This window comes from Plantactinospora sp. WMMB782 (assembly GCF_049179135.1).
Taxonomy (GTDB): Bacteria; Actinomycetota; Actinomycetes; order Mycobacteriales; family Micromonosporaceae; genus Plantactinospora.
The window spans coordinates 6,379,084-6,400,865 of the sequence record NZ_JBMHMC010000007.1; the positions used below are offsets into that span (position 1 = coordinate 6,379,084).

Sequence of the window (21,782 nt, forward strand, 5' to 3'; positions counted from 1 at the left end):
TCCCACCCTATACCCTAGGGGGGTATGCAACGGCCACGTTACCCCTTGGGGTATCGGTACACCAGGACCGTAGCATACCCCTGGGGGGTTAGCTATGCTTGCCGGCATGACGACACCGGCGGAGACTCCGACCCGCGGCTACACCGCCAGCAAGGACCAGCTGCTCGCGCGGCTGCGCCGGGTGGAGGGGCAGGTCCGGGGGATCGAGCGGATGGTCGAGGACGACCGCTACTGCATCGACGTGCTGACCCAGATCTCCGCCATCCAGGCCGCCCTGGACAAGGTCGCGCTCGGCCTGCTCGACGGGCACGCCCGGCACTGCATGCACGAGGGCGCCGCCGAGGGACGGGCCGACGAGATGGCCACCGAGATGATGGCTGCCGTCGGCCGTCTGATGAAGCGGGGCTGACCCCGATCGGCCCCTACCTCGGGTCCGGGAAGAGGTCGACCTGCTCGCCGAGTTCCACCTCCCCGGCCAGGTGGGCCGGCGGTGGCCGGTCGGTCGCCGGCAGTCGCGAGTACCGTCGCCCGGAGCCCTGCGGTGCATCCGGCCGCGAGGTGACCCGGAACGGCACCATCGTGATCGGGGCCGGCGGCGGGTCGAACCTGCGCTCTCCCCAGCGCAGCCAGAGCGCGATCCGGCCGGCCGCCGCCTCCAGCCGGAGCTTGTCCACGGAACGCCGCCGGTCGGAGTGGTCGACCTCGACCACCACCGGCGCGCCGTCCGGCCGTGCGCATCCGACATCCACTATGGAATGCCGGTGCTCGTACGGCGGCGGCAGCGGCATCACACTGGCGGCCCGCCGGTACACCCGCCAGCCCTGCGCCTTCGCCCAGGCCGCCACCGAGTCGATCAGCAGCACGGTGACCTCGTCATCCGTCTGGTCGGTGAAGGTCAACCGGCCCAGCCAGCCGGACAGCGCGGCGCCGATCCGGGCGCCCTCCTCGGCCTGGTCCACGCTCCGACCGTACCGCCCGAAGACCCCGGAACCGGTGCCGGCCGCCCGCCGCCGCCCGGAACGCCGGCGGTGATGTGTCGGTGTCGCTGGCCGGCGTGTGGGTGTCGGTGTCTCGGTGGCCGGCGTGAGTGCCGGTGTCTCGGTGGCCGGCGGGTTGGCGGTCAGGCCATCGCGGGCAGGACGACCCGCTCCAGCACCGCCAACGGTGTCCGCCACTGTTCCGGGTCGTTGTAGCCGCCGGCCGTGACGGCCACGACGAGATCCAGGTCCGGCAGGACGTACAGGCGCTGGCCGCCGTTGCCCATCGCGGCCACCGTCCGCCGTTCGGCGACTTTCTCGACGTACCAGTGGTAGCCGTACCGGCTGCCCCAGCTGGTCGACAGGCGGGGGCGGAGCATGACGTCGATCCACTCGGCGGGGACGATCCGCCGGCCACGCCACGACCCGGCACCGAGCACCAGCTCGCCGATCCTGGCCAGGTCCCGGGACGTGAGCCGCAGCCCGGAGGCCGCTGACGCCACCCCGTCCGATCCGCACATCCACGCCAGGTTGTCGATTTCCAGCGGTTTGAACAGCACCGACCGGGCGTACTCGGCCAGCGGCCTGCCGGTCCCGTCCGCGATCAACCCGGCGAGCAGCGTCGTCGCGCCACCGCAGTAGCTCCAGCGGACACCGGGCGGCTCCACGACGGGCCGCTCCAGGACGTACCGGTACCGGTCCGGGGCGAGTTCCATCGCGATCTCGGCGTTCGCCGGGTTGTCGTACGGCAGGTCCTCCCGCCATTCCAGCCCGAGCGACATCGTCAGCGCGTGCTCGACGGTCAGCCGGGCCCGAGCCGGGTCGGCCGCCAGGTCGGAGTACGCCGGGAAGTGTCGCAGCAGCGGCGCCGAGGGCTCCGGGACCAGGCCGTCGTGCAGCGCGATGCCGTACAGCAGGGCGGTCACGCTCTTGGTGACCGACCGGAGATCGTGCAGGGTGTGCGGTCCGAACTCGACGACACCGAGGCGGATGTGCCAACTGCTGTCCTCGCCGCTGCCGTAGTACTCCAGCAGGGTCTCGCCGGCCCGGACCGCGACCGCCGCGTGCAGGCCGTCGAGCTGTCCGGCCCGGAGGGTCTCGGTCAGCCGGTCGCGCAGGTCCGTCAAGGGGGCCTCCTCGCTAGGGACTCCGGAGAGGATCGCACATCCCGTCCAGCGCCGGGTCGGGCCGCCGGCCGGGCCGGCGCAGGTTCACCGGGCGGAGTCCGCGGCGCCCTCCCGCTTCTGCCGGGATCGGGCCACCCTCCGGCGGAGCCGCTGGCCGATCGCGATCCCGCCCCAGAGCACCGCCAGCCAGATGGCGAGCTGTATCAGGTAGTTCCGGTCCTGGAGCCCCGGGTTGGGCGGTCCGGGAGCCGGCCGCCAGAGCAGCGGCACCGCGACCAGGAGCAGGATCGCCGTGACCGCCAGCCCGGCGCCGATCCGGGTGCGGGTCGTCCGGTCGGGGACCAGCCGGCCGAGGACGAGTCCGACCAGGCCGACCAGCGGGGCGACCAGCAGATCGTGCAGCAGCGGACCGGCGAGCAGCCAGGGCAGCAGCGGTCCGGGGCGGGGCAGCACGGTCACGCCGTACGCCGCCGCCGCGAGGCCCAGTCCGATCAGGACGGTCCGGGCGACCCGGACGGTTCCCGTGCCACCGTCCTGCCCGGCGCCCGGCGTCATCCCAGCACCTCCAGCCGGGACACCCACTTGGTCTGTAGCACTCCTGGACGGCTCGGGGCGATGATCCGGCACGGGTACCCGTGGTCCGGTGCCAGCACCTCCCCGTTGACCCGCAGGGCGAGCAGCGTCAGCGGGTCGCGGACGTGCGCCGCCGGCAGTGTGCTTGTCGCGTACAGGCCGGCGGACTCCAGCGAGGAGACCCGCACCGGGCGGCCGGTCGGCGCACCGACGGCGGCGAGCAGGTCGGCCACCGGCACCCCGGTCCAGTCCGCCACCGCACTCCAACCCTCCACGCAGGCGATCGGCAGCCGTCCGGTCCGCTGCGGCAGGGCCGTCAGGTCGGCGAGGTCGAGCCGGCGCCGGCCGCCGGTCCAGACGACCTCCAGGTGCCAGCCGGCCGGTACGACGATTCCGGCCGCGGCCGCGGTGCGGTTCACCGGCACCCCCTGCGGACCGGTGCCCGAACTCCAGGCCAGCGCGGAGACGCGGCGCAGCCACGGCACCGTGCCGCCGGCCGTGGCCAGGACCGCGACCGTGGCCGTGCCGGCGGCGGTGCGCAGGAAGGCCCGGCGGCCGGGCACCGGCTGCCGGTCGAGCGGATCGGCCAGCGCCGCCCGGATCACCGGCAGCTTGACGCCGACGTGCACCAGCAGGGCGCCGACCGCCAGCCAGGCCACCGCGTAGTGCGCGGCCGGGAAGAAGAACCGCCACGGGTACGACTGCGCGACGTTGAACAGCCCGGTGACCAGCTCGAAGAAGGCGGCGCAGACCAGCACCAGGATGGAGACCCGTTCGAGTAGGTGCCCGGCCAGCCGGCCCGGCCGGCGGGGTGGCCTGACGAACAGCCGGGGATAGACACTCCACAGCTTCGCCAGCAGCAGCGGGATCGCCGCGATCCCGGCGAGCACGTGCACGCCCTGGGTCATCCGGTAGAGGTTCACCGGGCGGCTCGGCCAGCCGAACCAGCTCGGCGGATCGGCGGCGGCGTGGCTGAGCAGGCCGGTGACGAAGCAGAGTCCGAACGCCACCCCGAGCCAGCGGCCGAGCCGGGCCGCCACCGGCGCCGAGTGTGCCGGCCCCGTGAAGTCCTCGGGGCGCGGCACCTGCGCCCGGCGGACAAGGAACCGACCAGCCCGACGGACCTGGGGCCGGCGGACGACGAACCGACCAGCCCGGCGGAACAGCGGCCGGCGGGTCATCGGCGGACCAGTTCGGCGAACCAGCGGTCACCGGAGCGCAGCAGCTCGGCCACCCGCAGCCCCGCACCGGCGGCAGGGTGCTCCACCGCCTCCACCCCGACCCGGGCCCAGCGGAACGCGGGTCCACGGCACGGCCGGCGGTCCGGTCCGATCGAGACGACGTGCGCCAGCCCCTGCCACAGCCCGGTGCCGGGCGGCTCCAGCTCGGCCAGCACGCTGCCACCCGGGGCGAGCAGCGCGGCGCAGCGGCGCAGCAGCGCCACCGGATCGCCACCGATGCCGATGTTCCCGTCGACAAGCAGGGCGTGCGCCCAGCGTCCCGTGCCCGGCAGCGGCGCGAAGATGTCGCGGCGCACCGCGGCGGCGCCCCGGGCCCGGGTCAGCCGGACCGCCCGGGCCGAGATGTCGACGCCGAGCGCCACGACGCCGCGCCGGGCCAGCACCGCGGTCAACCGGCCAGGCCCGCATCCGAGGTCGATGGTGGGGCCGAGGCAGCGGGCCACGACCGGGCCGACCGCCGGTTCCGGTGGCCCGTGCCAGCGGCGGACCGGCAACGGGTACGGCGGCGCGTCGGCGTGCACCAGCCAGTGCTCGGCCCGGCGGGATCCGCCCGGCACACCGGCCCCGGCCGGCCGACCGGACCGGCCGGTCCACCTGGCCGCCCCGACCGCCGGTGCGAGCGGGCCGTCGAAGCCGCCGAGGGACCCGCCCCGGTACGCGCCACGGACACTCATCGGCGTGCCCCGGCTCCGGGTGCCGGAACGCCCACCGCGTCGACGGCCCGGCTGAACCGGCTGCCGGGCAGCTGGTCCGCCACCGCCAGGGCGGCGGGCCAGTCGTCCACGTCAGGCAGCACCGGCAGGGCGGTGACGCGTACGCCCCGGCTCCGCAGTGCGGCCAGGGTCAGCCGTCCGGTGTCGGCGGTGGACATCGGCACCTGGCGGAGTACGGCCGCGTGTGCCGGGTCGCGTAGTCCGAGGGCCCACCAGCCGCCGTCGACGGCCGGCCCGAGTACCGCGTCGGTGCCGGCGAGCCGGTGCAGCGCGTCGGCGAGGATGTCGGGGCGAACCTGCGGGGTGTCCATGCCGATCTGCAACACCGGCAGGCCGGGGAAGGCCGCGCCGACCTCGGCATGGGCCTGGGCGAGCCGGTCGGCGAACGTCTCCCCGTGCTGGCGCAACAGGTGCCAGCCGCTGAGCGCGGTGGCCAGTTCGGCACCGTGTTCCGCGTCGGAGAACCGGCCGGTGTGGGCCAGCACCGGCACTGTCGCGCCGGTGTCGCGTACCGCCGAGAGGGTGTCCAGCAGGGCCGCCGCCGCGATCCGGGCCGCCTGGCGAGGGGTGGCCGGCGGGCAGAGCCGGGTCTTCGCCAGCCCCGGCACCGGTGCCTTGGCAACCACGAGCAGCACGTTCATCGGCCGGCACCGAGATCCGAGCGCAGCACTCCGGCGAAGTCCCGGGTGGCGCGCAGCGTGCCGCGTACCGAACCGGAGACCTTCGAGGTGGTGCCCGCCGCCCGGGGCGCGTACGCCAGGTCCAGTTCGACGATCCGCCACCCGGCGGCCGCCGCCCGCAGCAGCAGTTCCAGCGGATAGCCGAAGGCCCGGTCCGCCACCCCGAGCCGCAGCAGCGCGGTGCGGCGCGCGGCCCGGACCGGGCTGACGTCGTGCACGGGTACGCCCCGGCGCCGCAGCAGCGCGGCGACAAGCGCGTTGCCGGCCCGGGCGTGCCACGGCCACGCCGTCGCCGAGACCGGCCGGCGGCGGCCCACCGCGAGGTCGACGCGGTCGTCGAGTACCGGGGCGACCAACCGGGGCAGCTCGCCCGGATCGAACGAGCCGTCCGCGTCGAGGACGCAGACCAGTTCGCTCTCGGCCGCCAGCAGGCCGGCGTGCACCGCCGCGCCGTAGCCCCGCCGGGGCTCGGTGACCACCCGCGCCCCGTGTGCGGCGGCGATCTCCGGCGACCCGTCCGTGGAGCCGTTGTCCACCACGACGGCCCGGTAGCCGGGCGGCAGCGCGGCGAGTACGCCCGGCAGTGCGGCCGCTTCGTCCAGACACGGCAACAGCACGTCGATCGTTGCGCTCATGTCCGGAGACGCTAGGCGCGGCACCGCCGGCGGAGGACGCCTCGCGGGCTTACGGAACCCTTACGCCGCAACGGGTCTTACGATTCGCTGACGTCCGGCCCGTCGCCCTGGGGTTCCGGTGCCGGTACCTCGTACCGTCGCGGTCGCCATGACCATCCGGAACCGGCCGGTACGACCCCGGCACGCCGACGCGGTCGTCGTCACGGTCGAGGCGGTGCTGCTGGCCGCCGCGATCACGGTCGGCGCGCTGCTCAACGCCCGAGGCGCCGACCTGTACGCCGACGCCGCCCCGCTCTACGCCACCTGGCGACCGCACGTCGGCCCGGGCACCCCGGCCGCGCTGCTGGTCGCCGTGCTGGTGGTCGGATACGGCCACCGATTCGCCCAGCACGCGTCGTGGCCCCGGCTGCTCGCCGTCGGCTACCTGGGCGCGCTGGCCTGGACGATGTCGCTGGCCCTGGTCGACGGCTGGTCCGCCGGCCTGGCGCAACGGTTGACGGTGCAGGCCGAGTACCTGCACGAGGTGCCCCGGGTGACCGACATCGGCGCGATGCTGGCGGGGTTCACCGGGCGGATCCTCGACTTCCAGCCGGATTCCTGGTCCACGCACACCGCAGGGCACCCGCCGGGCGCCCTGCTGGTCTTCGTCCTGCTGGACCGGGTCGGCCTGGGCGGCGGGGCGGTGGCGGGGCTGGCCTGTGTGCTGGTCGGGGCGACCGTGTCGGTGTCGGTTCCGGTGACCCTGCGGGCGCTCGGCGACGAGTCCGCCGCTCGGGCCGGATGGCCGTTCCTGCTGCTGTTTCCCGGTGCGGTCTGGATAGGCGCCTCGGCGGACGGGATCTTCACCGGGGTGGTCGCCGCCGGGCTGGCCCTGTTGGCCGTCGGCGGGCGGGGCCGGGCGGCGCTCGGCGGCCTGCTGCTCGGCTTCGCGCTCTACCTGTCGTACGGGTTCGTGCTCGTCGGCCTGCTCGCGCTGACCGTGCTGGTGCTGCGTACCCGGGACCGGGCCGGTGCCTTCCTGGCGGCCGTGCTGGCGGTGGCCGTCGTCGTCGCCGGGTTCACCGCCGCCGGCTTCTGGTGGTGGGACGGCTACCACCTGGTGGTCCGGCGCTACTACCAGGGCTGGGCGGCGGACCGCCCGTACGGGTACTGGATCTGGGCGAACCTGGCCGCCCTGCTGCTCGCCGTCGGCCCGGTGCTCGGACCGGCACTCCGCCGCGCCGTGCTCGCCGGCTGGACCGGCCTGGCGGCCGCCAGGCGCGACGGGGGCCGGATCGGGCGAGCGGACCAGCGCTCTCGCCGAACGGGCCGCGACGCTGCCGGCCGGCCGGCATCCCGGCCGGGCGGCTGGCTGGCCGGCACGGGCTGGCTGGCCGGCTCGGGCGGACCGGCGGTCTGGCTGCCGATCGCCGCGGCGGTGACGGTGCTGGCGGCGGACCTGTCCGGGTTGAGCAAGGCGGAGGTCGAGCGGATCTGGCTGCCGTTCGGCGTCTGGCTGCTGGTCGCCACCGCGCACCTGCCGGCCCGACACCGGTCCCGGTGGCTGGCGGCCCAGGCACTGACCGCGTTGGCGGTCAACCACCTACTGTGGACGGTCTCCTGACGTCGCCGGTGCGCGCAGCGGCGCGGCGGCGAACTCGGCGACGCCGTCGGCGAACGAGGTCCGGGCGGTGAAGCCGAGCAGCCGGGCCGCCCGGGCGGGATCGGCGACCACGTGCCGGACGTCGGCCGCCCGCCCGCCGCCGACCACCACCGGCCCGGGGCCGCCCGTCGCGGTGGCCAGCTCGCGGGCCAGCTCGCCGACGGTGTGCGGTTCACCGGAGCAGACGTTCACCGCCACAAACGGCTCCGGGGGGTCGCTGTGCAACGCCAGCAGGTTGGCCCGGGCGACATCCCCGACGGCGACGAAGTCGCGCCGCTGCCGCCCGTCCTCCAGCACCTGCGGCGGCCGGCCGGCGGCCAGCGCCGACCGGAAGATCGAGGCGACCCCGGCGTACGGGGTGTCCCGGGGCATCCGCGGGCCGTAGACGTTGTGGTAGCGCAGCGCCCAGACCTCTCCGCCGGTCTGCCGGGCCCACGCCCCGGCCAGGTGTTCCTGGGCCAGCTTCGTCGCGGCGTACGTGCTGCGCGGTTCCAGCGGGGCGTCCTCCGGCACCAGGCCGGAAGCCAGCGGATCGGCGCAGCGGGGACAGCGCGGCTCGTAGCGGCCGGCGGCCAGGTCGGCGGGGCGCCGCTCGGACGGCCGCACCACCTGGTGCTGCGCGCAGTGGTAGCGCCCCTCGCCGTACACCACCATCGAGCTGGCCAGCACGAGCCGGCGCACTCCCGCACCGTGCATCGCCGCCAGCAGGGTCGCGGTGCCGAGGTCGTTGTGCCCGGCGTACCGGGGAGCGTCGGCCGGGTCGAGACCGTGTCCGACCATTGCCGCCTGGTGGCAGACGGCGTCGACGCCGCGCAGCAGTTCGGCCAGCAGGTCGAGGTCGCGGACGTCACCGACGACCGGCCGGTGCCGGTGTGCCCACTCCGGTGCGGCCGCACCGTGCACCTGCGGCAGCAGCGCGTCCACCGCCACCACCTCGTGCCCGTTCTCGACGAGCAGGTCCGCGACGTGTGAGCCGATGAAACCGGCGGCGCCGGTGACGAGTGTCCGCATTCCGGTCACCGTATTGTCTGCCGGTGCCCGCGCCGCCGGTCCCGGCACGGCCGTAAGACTCCCGCAAGATCTCGGCCGACCGGCTTCAGTCGGCGGCGTGGCTAGGCTGGCCGGGTGGAACCGGTGGGAGGTGGGTGGTGACGCAGCGGGTACTCGTGGTCGACGACGACCGGACCGTCAGCGACGTGGTCTGCCGCTATCTGCGGCACGCCGGCTACCAGGTGAGTCACGTCGACGACGGCGCGGAGGCTCTGGCCGCGGTTGCGCGTCGGGCGCCCCATCTCGTCGTACTCGATCTGATGTTGCCCACGGTGAGCGGCCTGCAGGTCTGCCGGGAACTGCGCCGGCGGCCGGACGGCATCCCGATCGTGATGTTGACCGCACGGGGTGACGAGGCGGACCGGATCCTCGGCCTGGAACTGGGTGCCGACGACTACCTGAGCAAGCCCTTCTCGCCGCGCGAACTGGTGCTGCGGGTCCGCTCGGTGCTCCGCCGGGTCGCCGGTGAGCCGGCCCCGGACCGGCCCGACCGGCTCGCCGACGGCGATCTCGAGGTCCGCACCGGCCCCCGGCTGGCGATGCTGCGCGGCGCCGAACTCGCCCTGACCCTGCGGGAGTTCGATCTGCTGGTGCACCTGATGCGGCATCCGTCCCGGGCGTTCACCCGGGCCGAGCTGCTGGAACAGGTCTGGGGTTGGAACTTCGGGGACCACTCGACCGTGACCGTGCACGTCCGGCGGCTGCGGGAGAAGATCGAACACGACCCGGCCGAACCGCGCCGGATAGTGACGGTCTGGGGCGTCGGTTACCGGTACGAGCCGGCCCATGCGTGACCTGGCGTTCATCTTCTCGATCGCGCTCGCCGCGGCCCTGGCCGTCGGTCTGGCCGGGGCGCTGCTGCTGCGGCGGCTGCGGCACACCTCGATCACCGTGCACCTGTACGTGCTGCTCGCCGTGACCGTACTGGCGGTGGTCGGCGGCGTCGCCGTGGTCGCCGAGGCGATGTTCCTGTCCCCGCACGACCTGGAGGTCGTCTTGATCACCGTCGCGGCGGCCGCGGTGGTCAGCCTCGCCGTCGGCGGGCACTTCGGGCGGCGACTCGCGGCGGCGGCGGTCTGGGCGGCCCAGGCCCGGGAGCGGGAGCGGCGGTTGGAGAAGGGGCGCCGGGATCTCGTCGCCTGGGTCTCACACGACCTGCGTACCCCGCTGGCCGGGCTGCGGGCGATGGCCGAGGCGCTGGAGGACGGGGTGGTGCACGACCCGGAGACCGTCGGCGAGTACCACCGCCGCATCCGGACCGAGACCGACCGGATGACCCGACTCGTCGACGACCTGTTCGAACTGTCCCGGATCAACGCCGGGGCACTGCGCCTGTCGCTGACCGCCGTACCGCTGGGTGAGGTGGTCTCGGACGCGTTGGCCAGTACCGCCCCGCTGGCGGCGGCCCGGCGGATCCGCCTCGTCGCGGCCGAGTCCGGCTGGCCCACCGTGGTCGCCAGTGAGCCGGAGCTCGCCCGGGTGGTCGGCAACCTGCTGCTCAACGCCGTCCGGTACACCCCCGAGGACGGCACGGTGCGCGTCGAGGCCGGCCGGGAACGTGACGGCGCCTGGCTGGCGGTCGCGGACACCTGCGGGGGCATCCCCCCAGGGGACCTGCCCAGGCTCTTCGACGTGGCGTTCCGGGGAGAACCCGCCCGTACCCCCGGCCCGGGGGTCGGTGCCGGCGCGGGCGCCTCCGGCGGACTCGGCCTCGCCATCGTGCACGGACTGGTCGAAGCGCACGGCGGGCACGTCGACGTGCAGAACACCGCCGAGGGCTGCCGGTTCGTGGTCCGGCTCAGCGCCGCCTGACCGGTGGCCGATGGCCTGCCTGCCTGCTGGCCGGCTGGCTGGCTTCCTGGCCGGCTGGCCTGCTGTGGCCTGCTGGCTGGCTGGGTGATGCCTCGCGCGGAGGCTGTCGAGCTGGGTGCGTGGACGGGGCGCGACATTCCGGGCGTTGGTTTGGTGTGGTGGGCGGGTGGGCGGGGCAGCTCGACAGTCTCCGTCCGGACAACTCGCCCGGCCCGTGGCCGGTCGTGGCGGGGTGTGTTCGGATGTCTGGTTCGGGGTGGTGATCGAGGCGGTCCGGCTGGAATGTTGGCCGGGGGTCGGTCGTTACATTACGCGTACGGCCGAGTAGCGCCGCCCGTGAGCTGGGCTGATGGCTGGCCGCTGGGAATGATCCGGGGCCACCGGTCGTTACATACGGTGTTCGGTTGAGTACGGGCAGCGCCGTGTCCCCCGCGGCGGCTGGTAGTCCGGCCGGACCGAATCTTTTTGGGCTTTGTGTTTCCAATGGCGCCTGCCGTCCCCCTGGTGGGTGCTCATCCCCGATTGGAAGGACGACCATCATGAACACGATGCTGTTCAGTCGGTGGCTTCCGGCCATCGAGAAGACGTCGATCGTTCGTAAGGGTGCTCTGGGTGTGGCTGGTCTGGCGTTCGTCGGCGGCGCTGTGGCCGGCCCCGCGGTGGCGGCGCAGGCGGCCCCGGAGCATGTCGGTTCGCCGGTGTCGCAGTCGGTGATGGCCGACAAGGACCACAAGAACGACAAGGGCAAGAAGGGCGACAAGGGCGAGAAGAAGAGCGACAAGAAGGATCGTAAGGGTAAGCCGTCGCGGGACCGGTTGGTGCCGCGTGGTGTGCAGGGTGAGCAGTCGCGGATCGACCTGTCGGCCGAGCAGGCCGGGAATGTGCGGGCGATCGTGAAGGCGACGAAGAAGGCGGGGTTGGACGAGCGTGCCGCGGTGATCGCGGTGGGTACCTCGCTGCAGGAGTCGAAGTTGGAGAATCTGGGTCATCTGGGTGACCGGAATGATCATGACTCGCAGGGGTTGTTCCAGCAGCGTCCGTCGTCGGGTTGGGGTTCGGTGGAGCAGATCACTGATCCGGAGTACGCGACGACCGCGTTCCTGAAGGGCCTGAAGCAGGTTGATGGTTGGCGGGATCTGCCGTTGACCGTGGCGGCGCAGAAGGTGCAGGTGTCGGCGTTCCCGCAGGCGTACGCGCAGTGGGAGGACCAGGCAGCCGACCTCGTCGCCGAGGCCTGGAACAACAGCTGAGAGCAGACAGAGCCATCCGCTGGCCGGGTCCCCACCACAGGGGACCCGGCCAACGGCGTATCCGGCTCCGGTCGTCGGCCCGGGGCCGAGCCGGTCGGGGTGGGTGGCAGACTCTTCGGCGTGACCGAGTCAACCGAGCGGGCCGTCAGTCTCGGCGATGACGCCGCTCGTGACCCGGCGGGACAGCGCGGACCGGTCTCGTCGTACCGGGGTGTCGGCGGACCGGCCGTGGACGGCGAGCTGGAGAGCGCGAGTCTCGTCGAGCTCGCCGTGCTCCGGCTGCGTCGCGAGATCCTGAGCGGCAAGACCCGGCCGGGGGAGCGGCTGGTCGAGGAGCAGCTCACCAGGCGGTTGGGGATCAGCCGGGCCCCGCTGCGCGAGGCGTTGCGGCTGCTCGCCCAGCAGGGACTGGTCGAGCACGTACCCCGGCGGGGTGCCCGGGTGGCCACCCTCTCCGACCGGGACGTCCAGGAGCTGTACGCGGTACGCGACGTCCTGGAACGGCACGCCGTGCGTGCCGCCCTGCCGATCCGGTCGGCGACGGAGCTGGCCGGGCTGCGGGCGGCGTTGGACGGGATGCGCGAGGCGATCGAGGCCGGCGACCGGCTCGGTGCCGCCGAGGCGCACCGGGCCTTCCACGTCGAGTTGGTGGCGCTCGCGGGCAACCGGCAGCTCTCCGCCGTCTACGAGGCGATCCTGCTGAAGTTGCAGCTCTACATGGCGCTCAACCTGCGCCGGGAGGCGGAGGTGGCGCAGCCCGGCGACGGTCTGCACCGGCACGAGCGACTGCTCGCGGCGGTCGCGGACGGCGACCCGGAGCCGGTGATCGAGGTGCTGGCCTCACACGGCGCCCGGTCCTACCTCGGCTGACCGGCCTCCCGCCCTACCTGGGTCCACCGGTCGATCCCGGTGGCGGCGCACGGCGCCGGCTGCCGGCCGCGACACATCGTCGTTACCTCGGTGGCGTTCCGTCGAAACAGAACTGTCGACAATCGTTTGTATGCCAGAGCCGATCGGCACCGCTACGGAGCTGCGGTCCGGGTACTCGACCGGCGAGCTGACCACCCCGGAGGTCGCCGAGCAGGTCCTCGCCGCCCTTCCCGAGCCCGCCGGGGACGCGGTGTGGATCAGCACCGTTCCGGCCGGACAGCTCCGCCACCGGGCGGCGGAGCTGCACCGGCGCCGGACCGAACTGGCCAGCCTGCCGTTGTACGGGGTGCCGTTCGCGGTCAAGGACAACATCGACGTCGCCGGGCTGCCGACCACCGCCGGCTGCCCGGAGTTCGCCTACCGGCCGGAGCGGACGGCTCCGGTGGTGACCCGGCTGCTCGACGCCGGGGCGATGCTGGTCGGCAAGACCAACCTCGACCAGTTCGCCACCGGGCTGACCGGCGCCCGCTCGCCGTACGGGGCGGTGCAGAGCATCTTCGGCGGCGGTCTGATCTCCGGCGGTTCCAGCTCCGGTTCGGCGGTCGCGGTCGCCGCCGGGGCGGTCGCGTTCGCGCTGGGCACCGACACCGCCGGCTCCGGGCGGGTGCCGGCCGCCTGCAACGGGATCGTCGGGCTGAAGCCGACCCGAGGGTTGCTCAGCACCCTCGGCGTCGTCCCGGCCTGCCGGTCGCTCGACTGTGTCTCGATCTTCTCCCGCACTGTCGACGACGCGGCGGCGGTGTTCGGGGTGGCCAGCGGTGTCGACCCGGACGACCCCTGGAGTCGGGCGCTGCCGGCCGGGTACGTCGCCGGGCGGGAGCCGTCGGCGGTGCGGCTCGGCGTGCCGCGATCGGAGGACCTGGACTTCTTCGGCGACCTCGGCCAGCGGGACCGGTTCGCCGCTGGGCGGGACCGGCTCGGCAACCTGGTCGGCGGCATCGAACCGGTCGGCATCGGGCCGCTCTTCGAGGCCGGTGACCTGCTCTACCAGGGGCCGTGGGTGGCGGAACGGCTGGCCGACCTCGGTGACTTCCTCCGACGCCGGCCGGACGCCGTACTGCCGGTGACCCGGGAGGTGCTGGAGAAAGGTCGGCGCTACGACGCCACCGACCTGTTCCGGGCGTGGCACCGGCTCCGGGAACTGCGCGCCTGGGCGGACCGGTTGTGGCGGCGGATCGACGTACTCGTGGTGCCGACCGTTGGCACCACGTTCACGCTCGCGGAGATCGAGGAGGACCCGATCGGGCGGAACCTGATGCTCGGCAGGTACACCCAGTTCGCCAACCTGTTGGACCTGGCGGCGGTGAGCGTACCCAACGGTTTCACCGCCGCCGGCCGGCCGGCGAGCCTGACCCTGCTCGGGCCGGCCTTCGGCGACGGCACCCTGATGCGGCTCGCCGCGGCCCTGACCGGCCGGCCGGATCCGCTCGCGGTCCGGGCCGGCGGTGCCCCGGAACCGCAGCCGGACGGCGACGGGCGGGTGCTGCTCGCGGTCGTCGGCCGGCATCTGCGCGGCGAGTCCCGCAACGCCGAACTCGTCGAGCGGGGCGCGACCCTCGCCGGCCTCGCCCGGACCGCGCCGCTCTACCGGCTGTACCGGCTGCCCTCCGACGACGGCGTCGGCCTGCCGAGCCTCGTCCGGGTCGGCCCGGGGCGGGGCACGGCCATCGAGATCGAACTGTGGCGGCTGCCGGTCGACGCGATCGGTGGGCTGCTGCGCGGAGTGCCCGCGCCACTCTCCCTCGGCTGGCTGCGCCTGCACGACGGCCGGGAGGTGCTCGGGTTCCTCGCCGAGGCGTACGCGACCGCCGTCGCGACCGCCGAGGACATCAGCGCCGCCGGGGGCTGGCGAGCCTACCGGCAGGGCACGCGTACCGGTTGACCACGCCCGCCCGAAGGGACCAGCCCCCATGCCCCGCATCGGCCCCGTCAAAGCCGACCCCTACCTCTGGCCGTACGACGGTTCGGCACCCGCCGAACGCACCGCACTGCTCTGCATCGACTGGCAGGTCGACTTCTGCGGCCCCGGCGGCTACGTCGACAGCATGGGCTACGACATCGGGCTCACCAGGTCCGGCCTGCCGGCCACCGCCCGGCTGCTGGCCCGGGCCCGGGAGATCGGCCTGCTGGTGGTGCACACCCGGGAGGGCCACGACCCGGAACTGTCCGACCTGCCGCCCAACAAACGGTGGCGCTCCGCCCGGATCGGCGCCGAGATCGGCGCCGCCGGCCCCTGCGGGCGGATTCTGGTCCGGGGCGAACCCGGCTGGGAGATCGTGCCCGAGGTCGCCCCGGTGGCCGGGGAGGTGGTCGTGGACAAGCCCGGCAAGGGCGCCTTCTACGCCACCAACCTGGATCTGGTACTGCGGACCCGGGGCATCACCCACCTGATCCTGACCGGCATCACCACCGACGTCTGCGTACACACGACGATGCGGGAGGCGAACGACCGGGGCTACGAGTGCCTGATCCTCTCCGACTGCACCGGGGCGACCGACCCGACCAACCACGCGGCCGCCCTGCACATGGTCACCATGCAGGGCGGGGTGTTCGGCTGCGTCGCCAACTCCGCCGACGTCCTCGCCGCGATCACCGAGGACTGAGTCCTCGACGCCTCCTCGACGGATCATCCCTTCCCACCCAAGGACGACCCATGCCGATCGTCGACGCGCGTCCCCATCCGTACACCTTCGACCTGGCCAGGACCGCGCTGCTGGTCATCGACATGCAGCGGGACTTCCTCGAACCCGGCGGCTTCGGCGAGAGCCTCGGCAACGACGTCGCCGAGCTGCGCCGCACCATCGACCCGCTGGCGGCGCTGCTCGCGGCGGCCCGGCAGGCCGGGCTGCCGGTGGTACACACCCGGGAGGGCCACCTGCCGGACCTCTCCGACTGCCCGCCCGCCAAACGCGACCGGGGCGCCCCCAGCATGCGGATCGGCGACCCCGGCCCGAACGGCCGGATCCTGATCCGGGGGGAGTACGGCCACGACATCGTCGACGAACTGGCCCCGGTCGACGGTGAGCCGGTGGTCGACAAGCCCGGCAAGGGTGCCTTCTACGCCACCGGGCTCGACACCCTGCTCGCCGATCGTGGCATCGGCAGCCTGCTGGTCACCGGCGTGACGACCGAGGTCTGCGTGCACACCACGGTGCGGGAGGCGAACGACCGGGGCTACGAGTGCCTGGTGCTGGCGGACTGCGTCGGCTCCTACTTCCCCGAGTTCCAGCGGGTCGGCCTCGACATGATCGCCGCGCAGGGCGGCATCTTCGGCTGGGTCGCCGACTCGACCGCGCTGATCGCCGCCCTGCGCACCGCCCCGGCCAGCCAGCCCGCACCGTCCGTTCTGCAACCCTCCTGATCGCTTGGAGTGCCCGTGATGGCAAGAAGCACCGAACGCGCCGCCGCGAGCCTGCCGCTGTGGGTACGCGGTGACACAAACGCCTTCTTCGGCTTCGGCGTCAACGTCCTGGTCAACGTGTTGACCCTTACCGCTCTCTGCCTCGGCGTCGTCCGGCTCTCCTCCGGTGACGTCTTCGGTACCATCCTTCCCGCGCTGGGCATCGCCCTGGTCGCCGGCAACGTCTACTACACCGTGCTGGCCCGCCGGCTGGCCCGCCGGGAGAACCGCACCGACGTCACCGCGCTGCCGTACGGCCCCAGCGTGCCGCACATGTTCATCGTGATCTTCGTGATCATGCTTCCGATCTACCTGCGTACCCAGGATCCGAGGCAGGCCTGGCAGGCCGGGGTGGCCTGGGCGTTCATCATCGGCGTCATCGTGCTGGTGGGCGCGTTCGTCGGCCCCTACATCCGGCGGTACGCACCCCGGGCCGCGCTGCTCGGCACGCTCGCCGGGATCTCGATCACGTTCATCTCGATGAACCCGGCCGGCCAGATGTGGCGGATGGCGTGGGTCGCCCTGCCGGTCTTCGCGCTGCTGCTGATCGGACTGCTCACCGACGTACGCCTGCCCGGCAACCTGCCGATCGGCCTGGCCGCCCTGCTGCTCGGTACCGCGATCGGCTGGCTCGGCGGTGCGATGTCCGTACCCGACGTCTCGGCGGCGGCCGGCGACATCGCACTCGGACTGCCGTCGTTGCAGTTCGGCCTCCTCTTCGACGGCCTCGCCGAGATGGCGCCACTGCTCGCCACGGCGATCCCGCTCGGTGTCTACAACTTCACCGAGGGGATGACGAACGTGGAGAGCGCGGCGACCGCCGGGGACAGTTACAACCTGCGCAGCGTCCTGCTCGCCGACGGGGCCGGTGCGGTGATCGGTTCGGCGCTGGGTTCCCCGTTCCCGCCGGCCGTCTACGTTGGGCATCCGGGCTGGAAGGCGGCCGGTGGTCGCAGCGGCTACTCGATGGCGACCGGCGTGGTCATCGCCGTCCTCTGCTTCCTCGGCATGTTCGGGCTGCTGGCGACGATCTTCCCGACCGCCGCGATCGTGCCGATCCTGCTCTACATCGGCCTGCTGATCGGCGCCCAGGCATTCCAGGCGACCCCCCGGATCCACGGCGCGGCGGTGGTCGCCGCGCTGGTGCCGAACATCGCGGCCTGGGCGACCGGGCAGATGGACAACGCACTCGCCGCCGCCGGCACCACCGCGGCCGAGGTCGGCGACTCGGCGCTGGCCGGGGCGGGTGTCGTCTACGACGGGCTGCTGGTGCTCGGCCAGGGCGCGATCCTGGCCGGTCTGGTCCTCGGCGCGGTGGTGGTCTTCATCATCGACAAGCGGTTCTTCCGGGCGGCCGTCTTCGCCGGGGTGGGCGCGGTGCTCTCCTTCGTCGGGCTCATCCACGGCGAACGGATCGAGTGGAACGCCAACGGGCAGGTCGCGCTCGGTTATGTCTTCGTGGCGGTGGTCTGTGGTCTCTTCGCGCTGGCGAAGATCCCACCTCGGGAGCCGGACGCGGAGGAGCTGGAGCTGGACCGCCAGCACGGCGCCGGGTCCGCCCGGCTGGCCGCTTCCCCGACCCCGGCTGCCCCGGACTCGGCCTCCCCGAGCCTGGCTGCCCCGAGCCCGGCCATCGCGACGGCGCCCGCTGAGGCTTCGACTGCCGAGACGGCGCCCGCTGAGGCTTCGCCTGCCGAGACCTCGGCTGCCGGGACGGCGCCTGCCGAGGCCTCGGCCGCCGGAGCGGAGGCCGGCACCGGTGGACGTTGACCGGCCCGAGGTGGTCGCCGAGATCGCGGCCGAGTTCGCCGGTTACGAGGCGGCGCTGGTGGCCGGGGACGTGGACGCGGTCGTCGGGTACTTCTGGGCGTCGGCCCGAACGGTCCGGTTCGGCGTCGCCGACCACCAGATCGGCATCGAGGAGCAGCGGCGGTGGCGGTCGGCGCAGCCGCCGCTGCCACCGGGCCGCCGCCTGCACGGCACGCTGATCAGCACCTTCGGCACCGACACGGCGGTGGTGAACACCTTCTTCGACTATCCCGGCGGCGCCGCGACCGGCCGGCAGACCCAGACCTGGGTACGCCTGCCCGTCGGCTGGCGGATCGTCAGCGCGCACGTCTCCGAGTACGCCGCCGTGCCGGCCCGTCCCTGAGCGGGCCGCGGGCTGCCACCGGCGCCGTCCGGCCCTGCGGTCACCCCGGTCTCCGCTCCGGGCAGTGGTCGGCAGGTCCGGGGCGTGACTTGACAACCCACCCCGGCTTATCGATTATCGAGATATCGGTAATCGATAAGTCGGAGGTGTGGCATGAGATTGCGCAAGCCGGACTGGCTGGCCGAGCTACAGGGAGTCGTGGCCCTGGCCCTGCTCGTGCTGGTCGGGACCATCGCCTTCCATCTCGTCGGCCTGCTCCGTGGCGGGCCGGTGGTCGCCCGGGTGCCGGCAGAGGCGCTGCCGGACGTCGGCGGTGCCACCGCCGGCCTGCGCTCCGGCGCGGTGCTCGGCGGCGACGTCGAGGTGCGGGTCGCGGACCCCACCCCCGGCGAGCTGGTGGCCTATCAGTTGACCGGACTGCCGGCCCTTCTCGTCGGCGGGGCGGTGCTGGCGCTGCTCTGGTTCGCGCTGCGCCGGGCGCGCCGGGAGGATCCGTTCTCCGCCGCCACCGTCCGGCGGCTGCGGTCGATCGGCTGGGTGGGTCTCGGCGGCGGTCTGCTGGCCCAGGTCGCCCAGGTGGTCGCGTCGTTCGAGTTGACCGCACGGGTCACCGCGGACGGCGTGGCGACGACCACCGTGGACCTGACGCGTACCGGGCTGTTGCTGCTGCTGGGGTTCGGATTCTTCGCGACGGCCGAGATCGTGCGTCGGGGGGTCGCGATGCGGGCGGAGCTGGAGACGGTCATCTGATGCCGCCCGAGGACGAGCACCGGATCGAGGTCCACCTGGACAGGCTGCTGGCCCAACGCGGTCTGACCCTGACCGAGCTGGCCGACCGGGTCGGTCTCACCCTGGCCAACCTCTCGGTACTGAAGAACGGCCGGGCCAGGGCGATCCGGTTCAGCACCCTGACCGCGCTCTGCCGCGAGTTGAACTGCCAGCCCGGCGATCTGCTCACCGTGACCCAAGATCCGTGAACAGCGCCGGCCGTCGTCGTGGACCACCGCCTTGAGTCCTATGTAGATGATTCATTGATCGTGATGGCTGGAACGCTCTAGGATTGGCGGCGCACCGGGCTGGGAGCGCTCCCGACGGAGCTGGCGTTCCCAGGTCGACAACGGAATACGCACGGGGGAGGACGTCTATGCACGTCGGCAGAGCGGTGACGGCTGCCGCAATATCGTTGACCATGGCGCTCGGCGGTGGCGGCGCCGCCTGGGCCAGCCCGGCGGAGCCGAGTGGTCGGCCGGGCGTGGCCGCCCGGACGTCCCTGCCGGAAGGCTGGACGCTGACCCCGACCGCCGCCGGGTTCGAACTCGGCTGGCGATCGGACCAACCGGTCCGGACCGGCGGTGCGGCGGTCGAGTTCTACGCCGGTGACCGGCTGCTCGGCCGGCCCGGTGCGGCGAGCGACCAGCGCACGTTCCGACTGCCCATCGACGACGTCACCGCCCGGCACCTGGCGGACCTTCGGGTACGCGCCGGCGGGCGGCCCCTCGACGCGGCCGTCGAGGAGACGGCGCCACGCGGCAGTGCGGCGCCGTCGGCACCGGCCGCGGCCCAACTTCCCGCCAACCCGGTGGACCCGGGCCTGCCCGGCCCGTACCCGACGACCAGCGGCGAGTACGTCCTGCCGGACGTGCAGTTGCCGGGCTTCGCCGTACCGGTGGAGATGCGCGGCTACGTCGTCGCGCCGCAGGGCACCTCCGGGCAGCGCCCGCTGGTGCTGATCCTGCACGGCCGGCACCCGACCTGCTACCAGGGCACCGCCGAGCCGACCACGGTCTGGCCCTGCCCGAGCGGCTGGAACACGCTGCCCAGCCATCGCGGCTACGAGCGGATCCAGCAACTCCTCGCCTCGCAGGGCTACGTCACCGTCTCCGTCGCGGCGAACTCGATAAACGCGCAGGACGGAGCCGGCCTGCCGCCGCAGGACGCGGGCGCGCAGGCCCGCTCCTCCCTGGTCCGGTTGCACCTGGGCCACTGGGCGGACTGGGCCGGCTCCGGCCGCTCCACCGCGCCGGACGTGGTCCGCTCGGCGCCGGTGCCGAACATGTCGAACGTGCTGCTGGTCGGCCACTCCCGAGGTGGCGAGGGGGTGAGCCGGGCCGCCGTCGACAGTCTCACCCGGCCGCCCGCCACCCAGGACGGCTATCCCGGGACCGTGCGCTGGCAGATCCGCGGGCTGGCGCTGATCGCCCCGTCCATCTACAGCCACAACCCGGCTCCGGACGTACCGTCGGTGACGATCCTGCCGAGCTGCGACGGTGACCTGTCCGACCTGGAGGGGCAGCTCTACGCGGACGCCACCCGGGGAGTCGGGCGAGGATTCGCCCTGCACGGCGTCGTCTACGCCATCGGCGCCAACCACAACTACTTCAACACCGAGTGGACTCCCGGACTCTCCGTCGCGAAGTCCTGGGACGACTACCCCAGCCCGTACGACCCGGTATGCCGTAGCGCGTCGCCGACCCGGTTGACCCCGGTGCAGCAGCAGAACGTCGGTGCCACCTACGTCGCCGCCGCCGCGGCCACCTTCGTGGCCGGCAACGACCAGGTGCGCCCGCTGCTGGACGGCTCCGGTTTCCGGGCTCCTTCGACGGATCCGGCGACGGTGCTCAGCCACGCGGTCGGCGGCAACCGGACCCGCTTCCTGGTGCCGGACAGCTCCACAGCGGTCAACGGTGCCGCCGCCCGGCTCTGCGAGCAGGTCGCCGCCGGCAGCAATCCGGCCTGGTGCGGCAACTCCAACTCCCCGCACTTCGCGACCTTCGACCCGATCGTCCCGGAGGCCGGCCGGTACGCGGTCGAGGTGGACTGGCGCTCGCCCGGCACCCCGGTCAGCCTCCGGCCGCCAGCGGCGGTCTCGCTCTCCAGCGCGGAGGCGGTGGCGTTGCGGGTGGCGGTCCCGGGCGGCTCCCCGGGTACCCGGTTCGACGTCGCCATCGCCGACTCGGCGGGCCGGCAGGCCACGCTCGGCAGCACCACCCTCGAGCCGTTCCCGGCGCCGACGCAGACCGCCGACGACTGGGCGCAGGAGGTGCGGATGCCGTTGACCAACGCCAGGTCGGCCGGGCTGAACCTCGGCCAGGTGACCACCCTGGTGCTCGTCCCGCGGGCCGGCGAGACCTGGGCCCGGATCTGGCTCATCGACGCCTGGGGCTGGCGGCCCGGCACCCCGGCGCCGCAACCGGTCTCGATGCCCCGGGTCGACCTGGGCGAGCGGACGGTCCAGGAGGGCGACTCCGGCACGGTCACCTACCAGGTGCCGGCGCAGGTCTCCGGCAGCGGCAGCGGCACCGGCCAGGTGCGGGTCTTCGTCGTGGACCCGGTGACCGGGCTCGCCACGGCCAGCCTGGTCACCGTCGCGTCCGGCGGTACCACGATCGCCGTCCCGGTCCCGGTGACCGGCAACACCCAGCCCGGGGACGGCCGGCGGTACGTGGTCGCGGTCAAGGCGGTGCAAGGTGTCTCGGTGGGTGACGCGTACGGCATGTTGACGGTGCAGGACGACGACTGATCAGCTCGGTACGACCGAACGACAGGTTCCGCCGAGGGCGTCCCTCCCGACCGGGGGGACGCCCTCGGGCGCATCCCGGC

General features: G+C 73.6%; 22 protein-coding genes. 14 read left to right on the plus strand and 8 right to left on the minus strand.

The window, feature by feature from the left end:
* The first annotated feature begins 106 nt into the window (after nucleotides 1–106).
* Nucleotides 107–409, plus strand: coding sequence for a metal-sensitive transcriptional regulator (locus tag ACN28A_RS30505; protein WP_101365859.1), 303 nt, complete (start codon nucleotides 107–109; stop codon nucleotides 407–409).
* A 13-nt stretch (nucleotides 410–422) separates the two neighbouring features.
* Here ACN28A_RS30505 and ACN28A_RS30510 read toward each other — a convergent pair whose 3' ends face one another.
* The 7 genes from ACN28A_RS30510 to ACN28A_RS30540 form a co-directional block, all read right to left on the minus strand.
* Nucleotides 423–959, minus strand: a complete 537-nt coding sequence (locus ACN28A_RS30510; protein ID WP_421401054.1) for a hypothetical protein — start codon at nucleotides 957–959, stop codon at nucleotides 423–425.
* A gap of 161 nt (nucleotides 960–1,120) precedes the next feature.
* Nucleotides 1,121–2,104: a serine hydrolase domain-containing protein gene (locus tag ACN28A_RS30515; protein WP_421401057.1), complete on the minus strand. Its 984-nt coding sequence runs from the start codon at nucleotides 2,102–2,104 to the stop codon at nucleotides 1,121–1,123.
* An 84-nt stretch (nucleotides 2,105–2,188) separates the two neighbouring features.
* Entirely contained in the window at nucleotides 2,189–2,659 is a 471-nt protein-coding gene (locus tag ACN28A_RS30520; protein ID WP_421401059.1) for a hypothetical protein, read from the minus strand.
* Entirely contained in the window at nucleotides 2,656–3,717 is a 1,062-nt protein-coding gene (locus tag ACN28A_RS30525; protein ID WP_421401061.1) for a molybdopterin-dependent oxidoreductase, read from the minus strand. The genes ACN28A_RS30520 and ACN28A_RS30525 overlap by 4 nt, the downstream gene beginning before the upstream one ends.
* Nucleotides 3,718–3,854: 137 nt before the next feature.
* Nucleotides 3,855–4,592, minus strand: a complete 738-nt coding sequence (locus ACN28A_RS30530) for a class I SAM-dependent methyltransferase (protein WP_421401062.1) — start codon at nucleotides 4,590–4,592, stop codon at nucleotides 3,855–3,857.
* Nucleotides 4,589–5,272 carry a TIGR04282 family arsenosugar biosynthesis glycosyltransferase gene (locus ACN28A_RS30535; protein WP_421401064.1) on the minus strand — a complete coding sequence of 228 codons (684 nt, stop codon included), beginning with the start codon at nucleotides 5,270–5,272 and terminating at the stop codon, nucleotides 4,589–4,591. The genes ACN28A_RS30530 and ACN28A_RS30535 overlap by 4 nt, the downstream gene beginning before the upstream one ends.
* Nucleotides 5,269–5,946 (minus strand): glycosyltransferase family 2 protein, encoded by a 678-nt coding sequence (locus ACN28A_RS30540; protein WP_421401066.1) that lies wholly within the window; start codon nucleotides 5,944–5,946, stop codon nucleotides 5,269–5,271. Before ACN28A_RS30540 ends, ACN28A_RS30535 begins: the two co-directional genes overlap by 4 nt.
* A gap of 148 nt (nucleotides 5,947–6,094) precedes the next feature.
* On the opposite strand from ACN28A_RS30540, the gene ACN28A_RS30545 reads away from it, so the two are divergent.
* Nucleotides 6,095–7,549 (plus strand): hypothetical protein, encoded by a 1,455-nt coding sequence (locus tag ACN28A_RS30545; protein WP_421401069.1) that lies wholly within the window; start codon nucleotides 6,095–6,097, stop codon nucleotides 7,547–7,549.
* Here the strand turns inward: ACN28A_RS30545 and ACN28A_RS30550 are convergent.
* On the minus strand, nucleotides 7,529–8,599 hold the full coding sequence (locus tag ACN28A_RS30550) for an NAD-dependent epimerase/dehydratase family protein (protein WP_421401071.1): 1,071 nt from the start codon (nucleotides 8,597–8,599) through the stop codon (nucleotides 7,529–7,531). The two genes, ACN28A_RS30545 and ACN28A_RS30550, sit on opposite strands and share 21 nt — an antisense overlap.
* A gap of 137 nt (nucleotides 8,600–8,736) precedes the next feature.
* Here ACN28A_RS30550 and ACN28A_RS30555 point away from each other — a divergent pair, with 137 nt between their 5' ends.
* The 12 genes from ACN28A_RS30555 (at nucleotide 8,737) to ACN28A_RS30610 (ending at nucleotide 21,702) form a co-directional block, all read left to right on the plus strand.
* Nucleotides 8,737–9,432 (plus strand): response regulator transcription factor, encoded by a 696-nt coding sequence (locus ACN28A_RS30555; RefSeq protein WP_421401074.1) that lies wholly within the window; start codon nucleotides 8,737–8,739, stop codon nucleotides 9,430–9,432.
* A complete protein-coding gene (locus ACN28A_RS30560) occupies nucleotides 9,425–10,450 on the plus strand; it encodes a sensor histidine kinase (RefSeq protein ID WP_421401076.1) in 1,026 nt (341 codons plus the stop codon). The genes ACN28A_RS30555 and ACN28A_RS30560 overlap by 8 nt, the downstream gene beginning before the upstream one ends.
* 539 nt (nucleotides 10,451–10,989) lie before the next feature.
* On the plus strand, nucleotides 10,990–11,700 hold the full coding sequence (locus ACN28A_RS30565; RefSeq protein WP_421401079.1) for a hypothetical protein: 711 nt from the start codon (nucleotides 10,990–10,992) through the stop codon (nucleotides 11,698–11,700).
* A 120-nt stretch (nucleotides 11,701–11,820) separates the two neighbouring features.
* A complete protein-coding gene (locus ACN28A_RS30570) occupies nucleotides 11,821–12,570 on the plus strand; it encodes a GntR family transcriptional regulator (protein WP_421401082.1) in 750 nt (249 codons plus the stop codon).
* A 130-nt stretch (nucleotides 12,571–12,700) separates the two neighbouring features.
* On the plus strand, nucleotides 12,701–14,512 hold the full coding sequence (atzF, locus tag ACN28A_RS30575; protein ID WP_421401084.1) for an allophanate hydrolase: 1,812 nt from the start codon (nucleotides 12,701–12,703) through the stop codon (nucleotides 14,510–14,512).
* A gap of 28 nt (nucleotides 14,513–14,540) precedes the next feature.
* Nucleotides 14,541–15,233, plus strand: coding sequence for a cysteine hydrolase family protein (locus ACN28A_RS30580; RefSeq protein WP_421401087.1), 693 nt, complete (start codon nucleotides 14,541–14,543; stop codon nucleotides 15,231–15,233).
* A gap of 50 nt (nucleotides 15,234–15,283) precedes the next feature.
* Nucleotides 15,284–15,991: a cysteine hydrolase family protein gene (locus ACN28A_RS30585; RefSeq protein WP_421401088.1), complete on the plus strand. Its 708-nt coding sequence runs from the start codon at nucleotides 15,284–15,286 to the stop codon at nucleotides 15,989–15,991.
* Between the two features lie 18 nt (nucleotides 15,992–16,009).
* Nucleotides 16,010–17,800: a regulator gene (locus tag ACN28A_RS30590; RefSeq protein WP_421401090.1), complete on the plus strand. Its 1,791-nt coding sequence runs from the start codon at nucleotides 16,010–16,012 to the stop codon at nucleotides 17,798–17,800.
* The gene (locus tag ACN28A_RS30595) at nucleotides 17,790–18,182 is read left to right on the plus strand and encodes an AtzH-like domain-containing protein (RefSeq protein ID WP_421401092.1); all 393 of its coding nucleotides are present in this window, start codon (nucleotides 17,790–17,792) and stop codon (nucleotides 18,180–18,182) included. The genes ACN28A_RS30590 and ACN28A_RS30595 overlap by 11 nt, the downstream gene beginning before the upstream one ends.
* Before the next feature lie 153 nt (nucleotides 18,183–18,335).
* A complete protein-coding gene (locus tag ACN28A_RS30600) occupies nucleotides 18,336–18,932 on the plus strand; it encodes a DUF2975 domain-containing protein (protein WP_421401094.1) in 597 nt (198 codons plus the stop codon).
* The gene (locus ACN28A_RS30605) at nucleotides 18,932–19,159 is read left to right on the plus strand and encodes a helix-turn-helix domain-containing protein (RefSeq protein ID WP_421401096.1); all 228 of its coding nucleotides are present in this window, start codon (nucleotides 18,932–18,934) and stop codon (nucleotides 19,157–19,159) included. The genes ACN28A_RS30600 and ACN28A_RS30605 overlap by 1 nt, the downstream gene beginning before the upstream one ends.
* Nucleotides 19,160–19,326: 167 nt before the next feature.
* Complete coding sequence (locus tag ACN28A_RS30610; protein WP_421401099.1) at nucleotides 19,327–21,702, plus strand: hypothetical protein; 2,376 nt, start codon at nucleotides 19,327–19,329, stop codon at nucleotides 21,700–21,702.
* Nucleotides 21,703–21,782: the final 80 nt, after the last annotated feature.

What these genes read in the sequence shown, in the direction of transcription:
- ACN28A_RS30505 (WP_101365859.1), top strand. Translation starts at nt 107, where the DNA reads ATGACGACACCGGCGGAGACTCCGACCCGCGGCTACACCGCCAGCAAG.
- ACN28A_RS30520 (WP_421401059.1), bottom strand. Translation starts at nt 2,659, where the DNA reads ATGACGCCGGGCGCCGGGCAGGACGGTGGCACGGGAACCGTCCGGGTC.
- ACN28A_RS30530 (WP_421401062.1), bottom strand. Translation starts at nt 4,592, where the DNA reads ATGAGTGTCCGTGGCGCGTACCGGGGCGGGTCCCTCGGCGGCTTCGAC.
- ACN28A_RS30535 (WP_421401064.1), bottom strand. Translation starts at nt 5,272, where the DNA reads ATGAACGTGCTGCTCGTGGTTGCCAAGGCACCGGTGCCGGGGCTGGCG.
- ACN28A_RS30540 (WP_421401066.1), bottom strand. Translation starts at nt 5,946, where the DNA reads ATGAGCGCAACGATCGACGTGCTGTTGCCGTGTCTGGACGAAGCGGCC.
- ACN28A_RS30545 (WP_421401069.1), top strand. Translation starts at nt 6,095, where the DNA reads ATGACCATCCGGAACCGGCCGGTACGACCCCGGCACGCCGACGCGGTC.
- ACN28A_RS30550 (WP_421401071.1), bottom strand. Translation starts at nt 8,599, where the DNA reads ATGCGGACACTCGTCACCGGCGCCGCCGGTTTCATCGGCTCACACGTC.
- ACN28A_RS30560 (WP_421401076.1), top strand. Translation starts at nt 9,425, where the DNA reads ATGCGTGACCTGGCGTTCATCTTCTCGATCGCGCTCGCCGCGGCCCTG.
- ACN28A_RS30565 (WP_421401079.1), top strand. Translation starts at nt 10,990, where the DNA reads ATGAACACGATGCTGTTCAGTCGGTGGCTTCCGGCCATCGAGAAGACG.
- atzF (WP_421401084.1), top strand. Translation starts at nt 12,701, where the DNA reads ATGCCAGAGCCGATCGGCACCGCTACGGAGCTGCGGTCCGGGTACTCG.
- ACN28A_RS30580 (WP_421401087.1), top strand. Translation starts at nt 14,541, where the DNA reads ATGCCCCGCATCGGCCCCGTCAAAGCCGACCCCTACCTCTGGCCGTAC.
- ACN28A_RS30585 (WP_421401088.1), top strand. Translation starts at nt 15,284, where the DNA reads ATGCCGATCGTCGACGCGCGTCCCCATCCGTACACCTTCGACCTGGCC.
- ACN28A_RS30590 (WP_421401090.1), top strand. Translation starts at nt 16,010, where the DNA reads ATGGCAAGAAGCACCGAACGCGCCGCCGCGAGCCTGCCGCTGTGGGTA.
- ACN28A_RS30600 (WP_421401094.1), top strand. Translation starts at nt 18,336, where the DNA reads ATGAGATTGCGCAAGCCGGACTGGCTGGCCGAGCTACAGGGAGTCGTG.
- ACN28A_RS30605 (WP_421401096.1), top strand. Translation starts at nt 18,932, where the DNA reads ATGCCGCCCGAGGACGAGCACCGGATCGAGGTCCACCTGGACAGGCTG.
- ACN28A_RS30610 (WP_421401099.1), top strand. Translation starts at nt 19,327, where the DNA reads ATGCACGTCGGCAGAGCGGTGACGGCTGCCGCAATATCGTTGACCATG.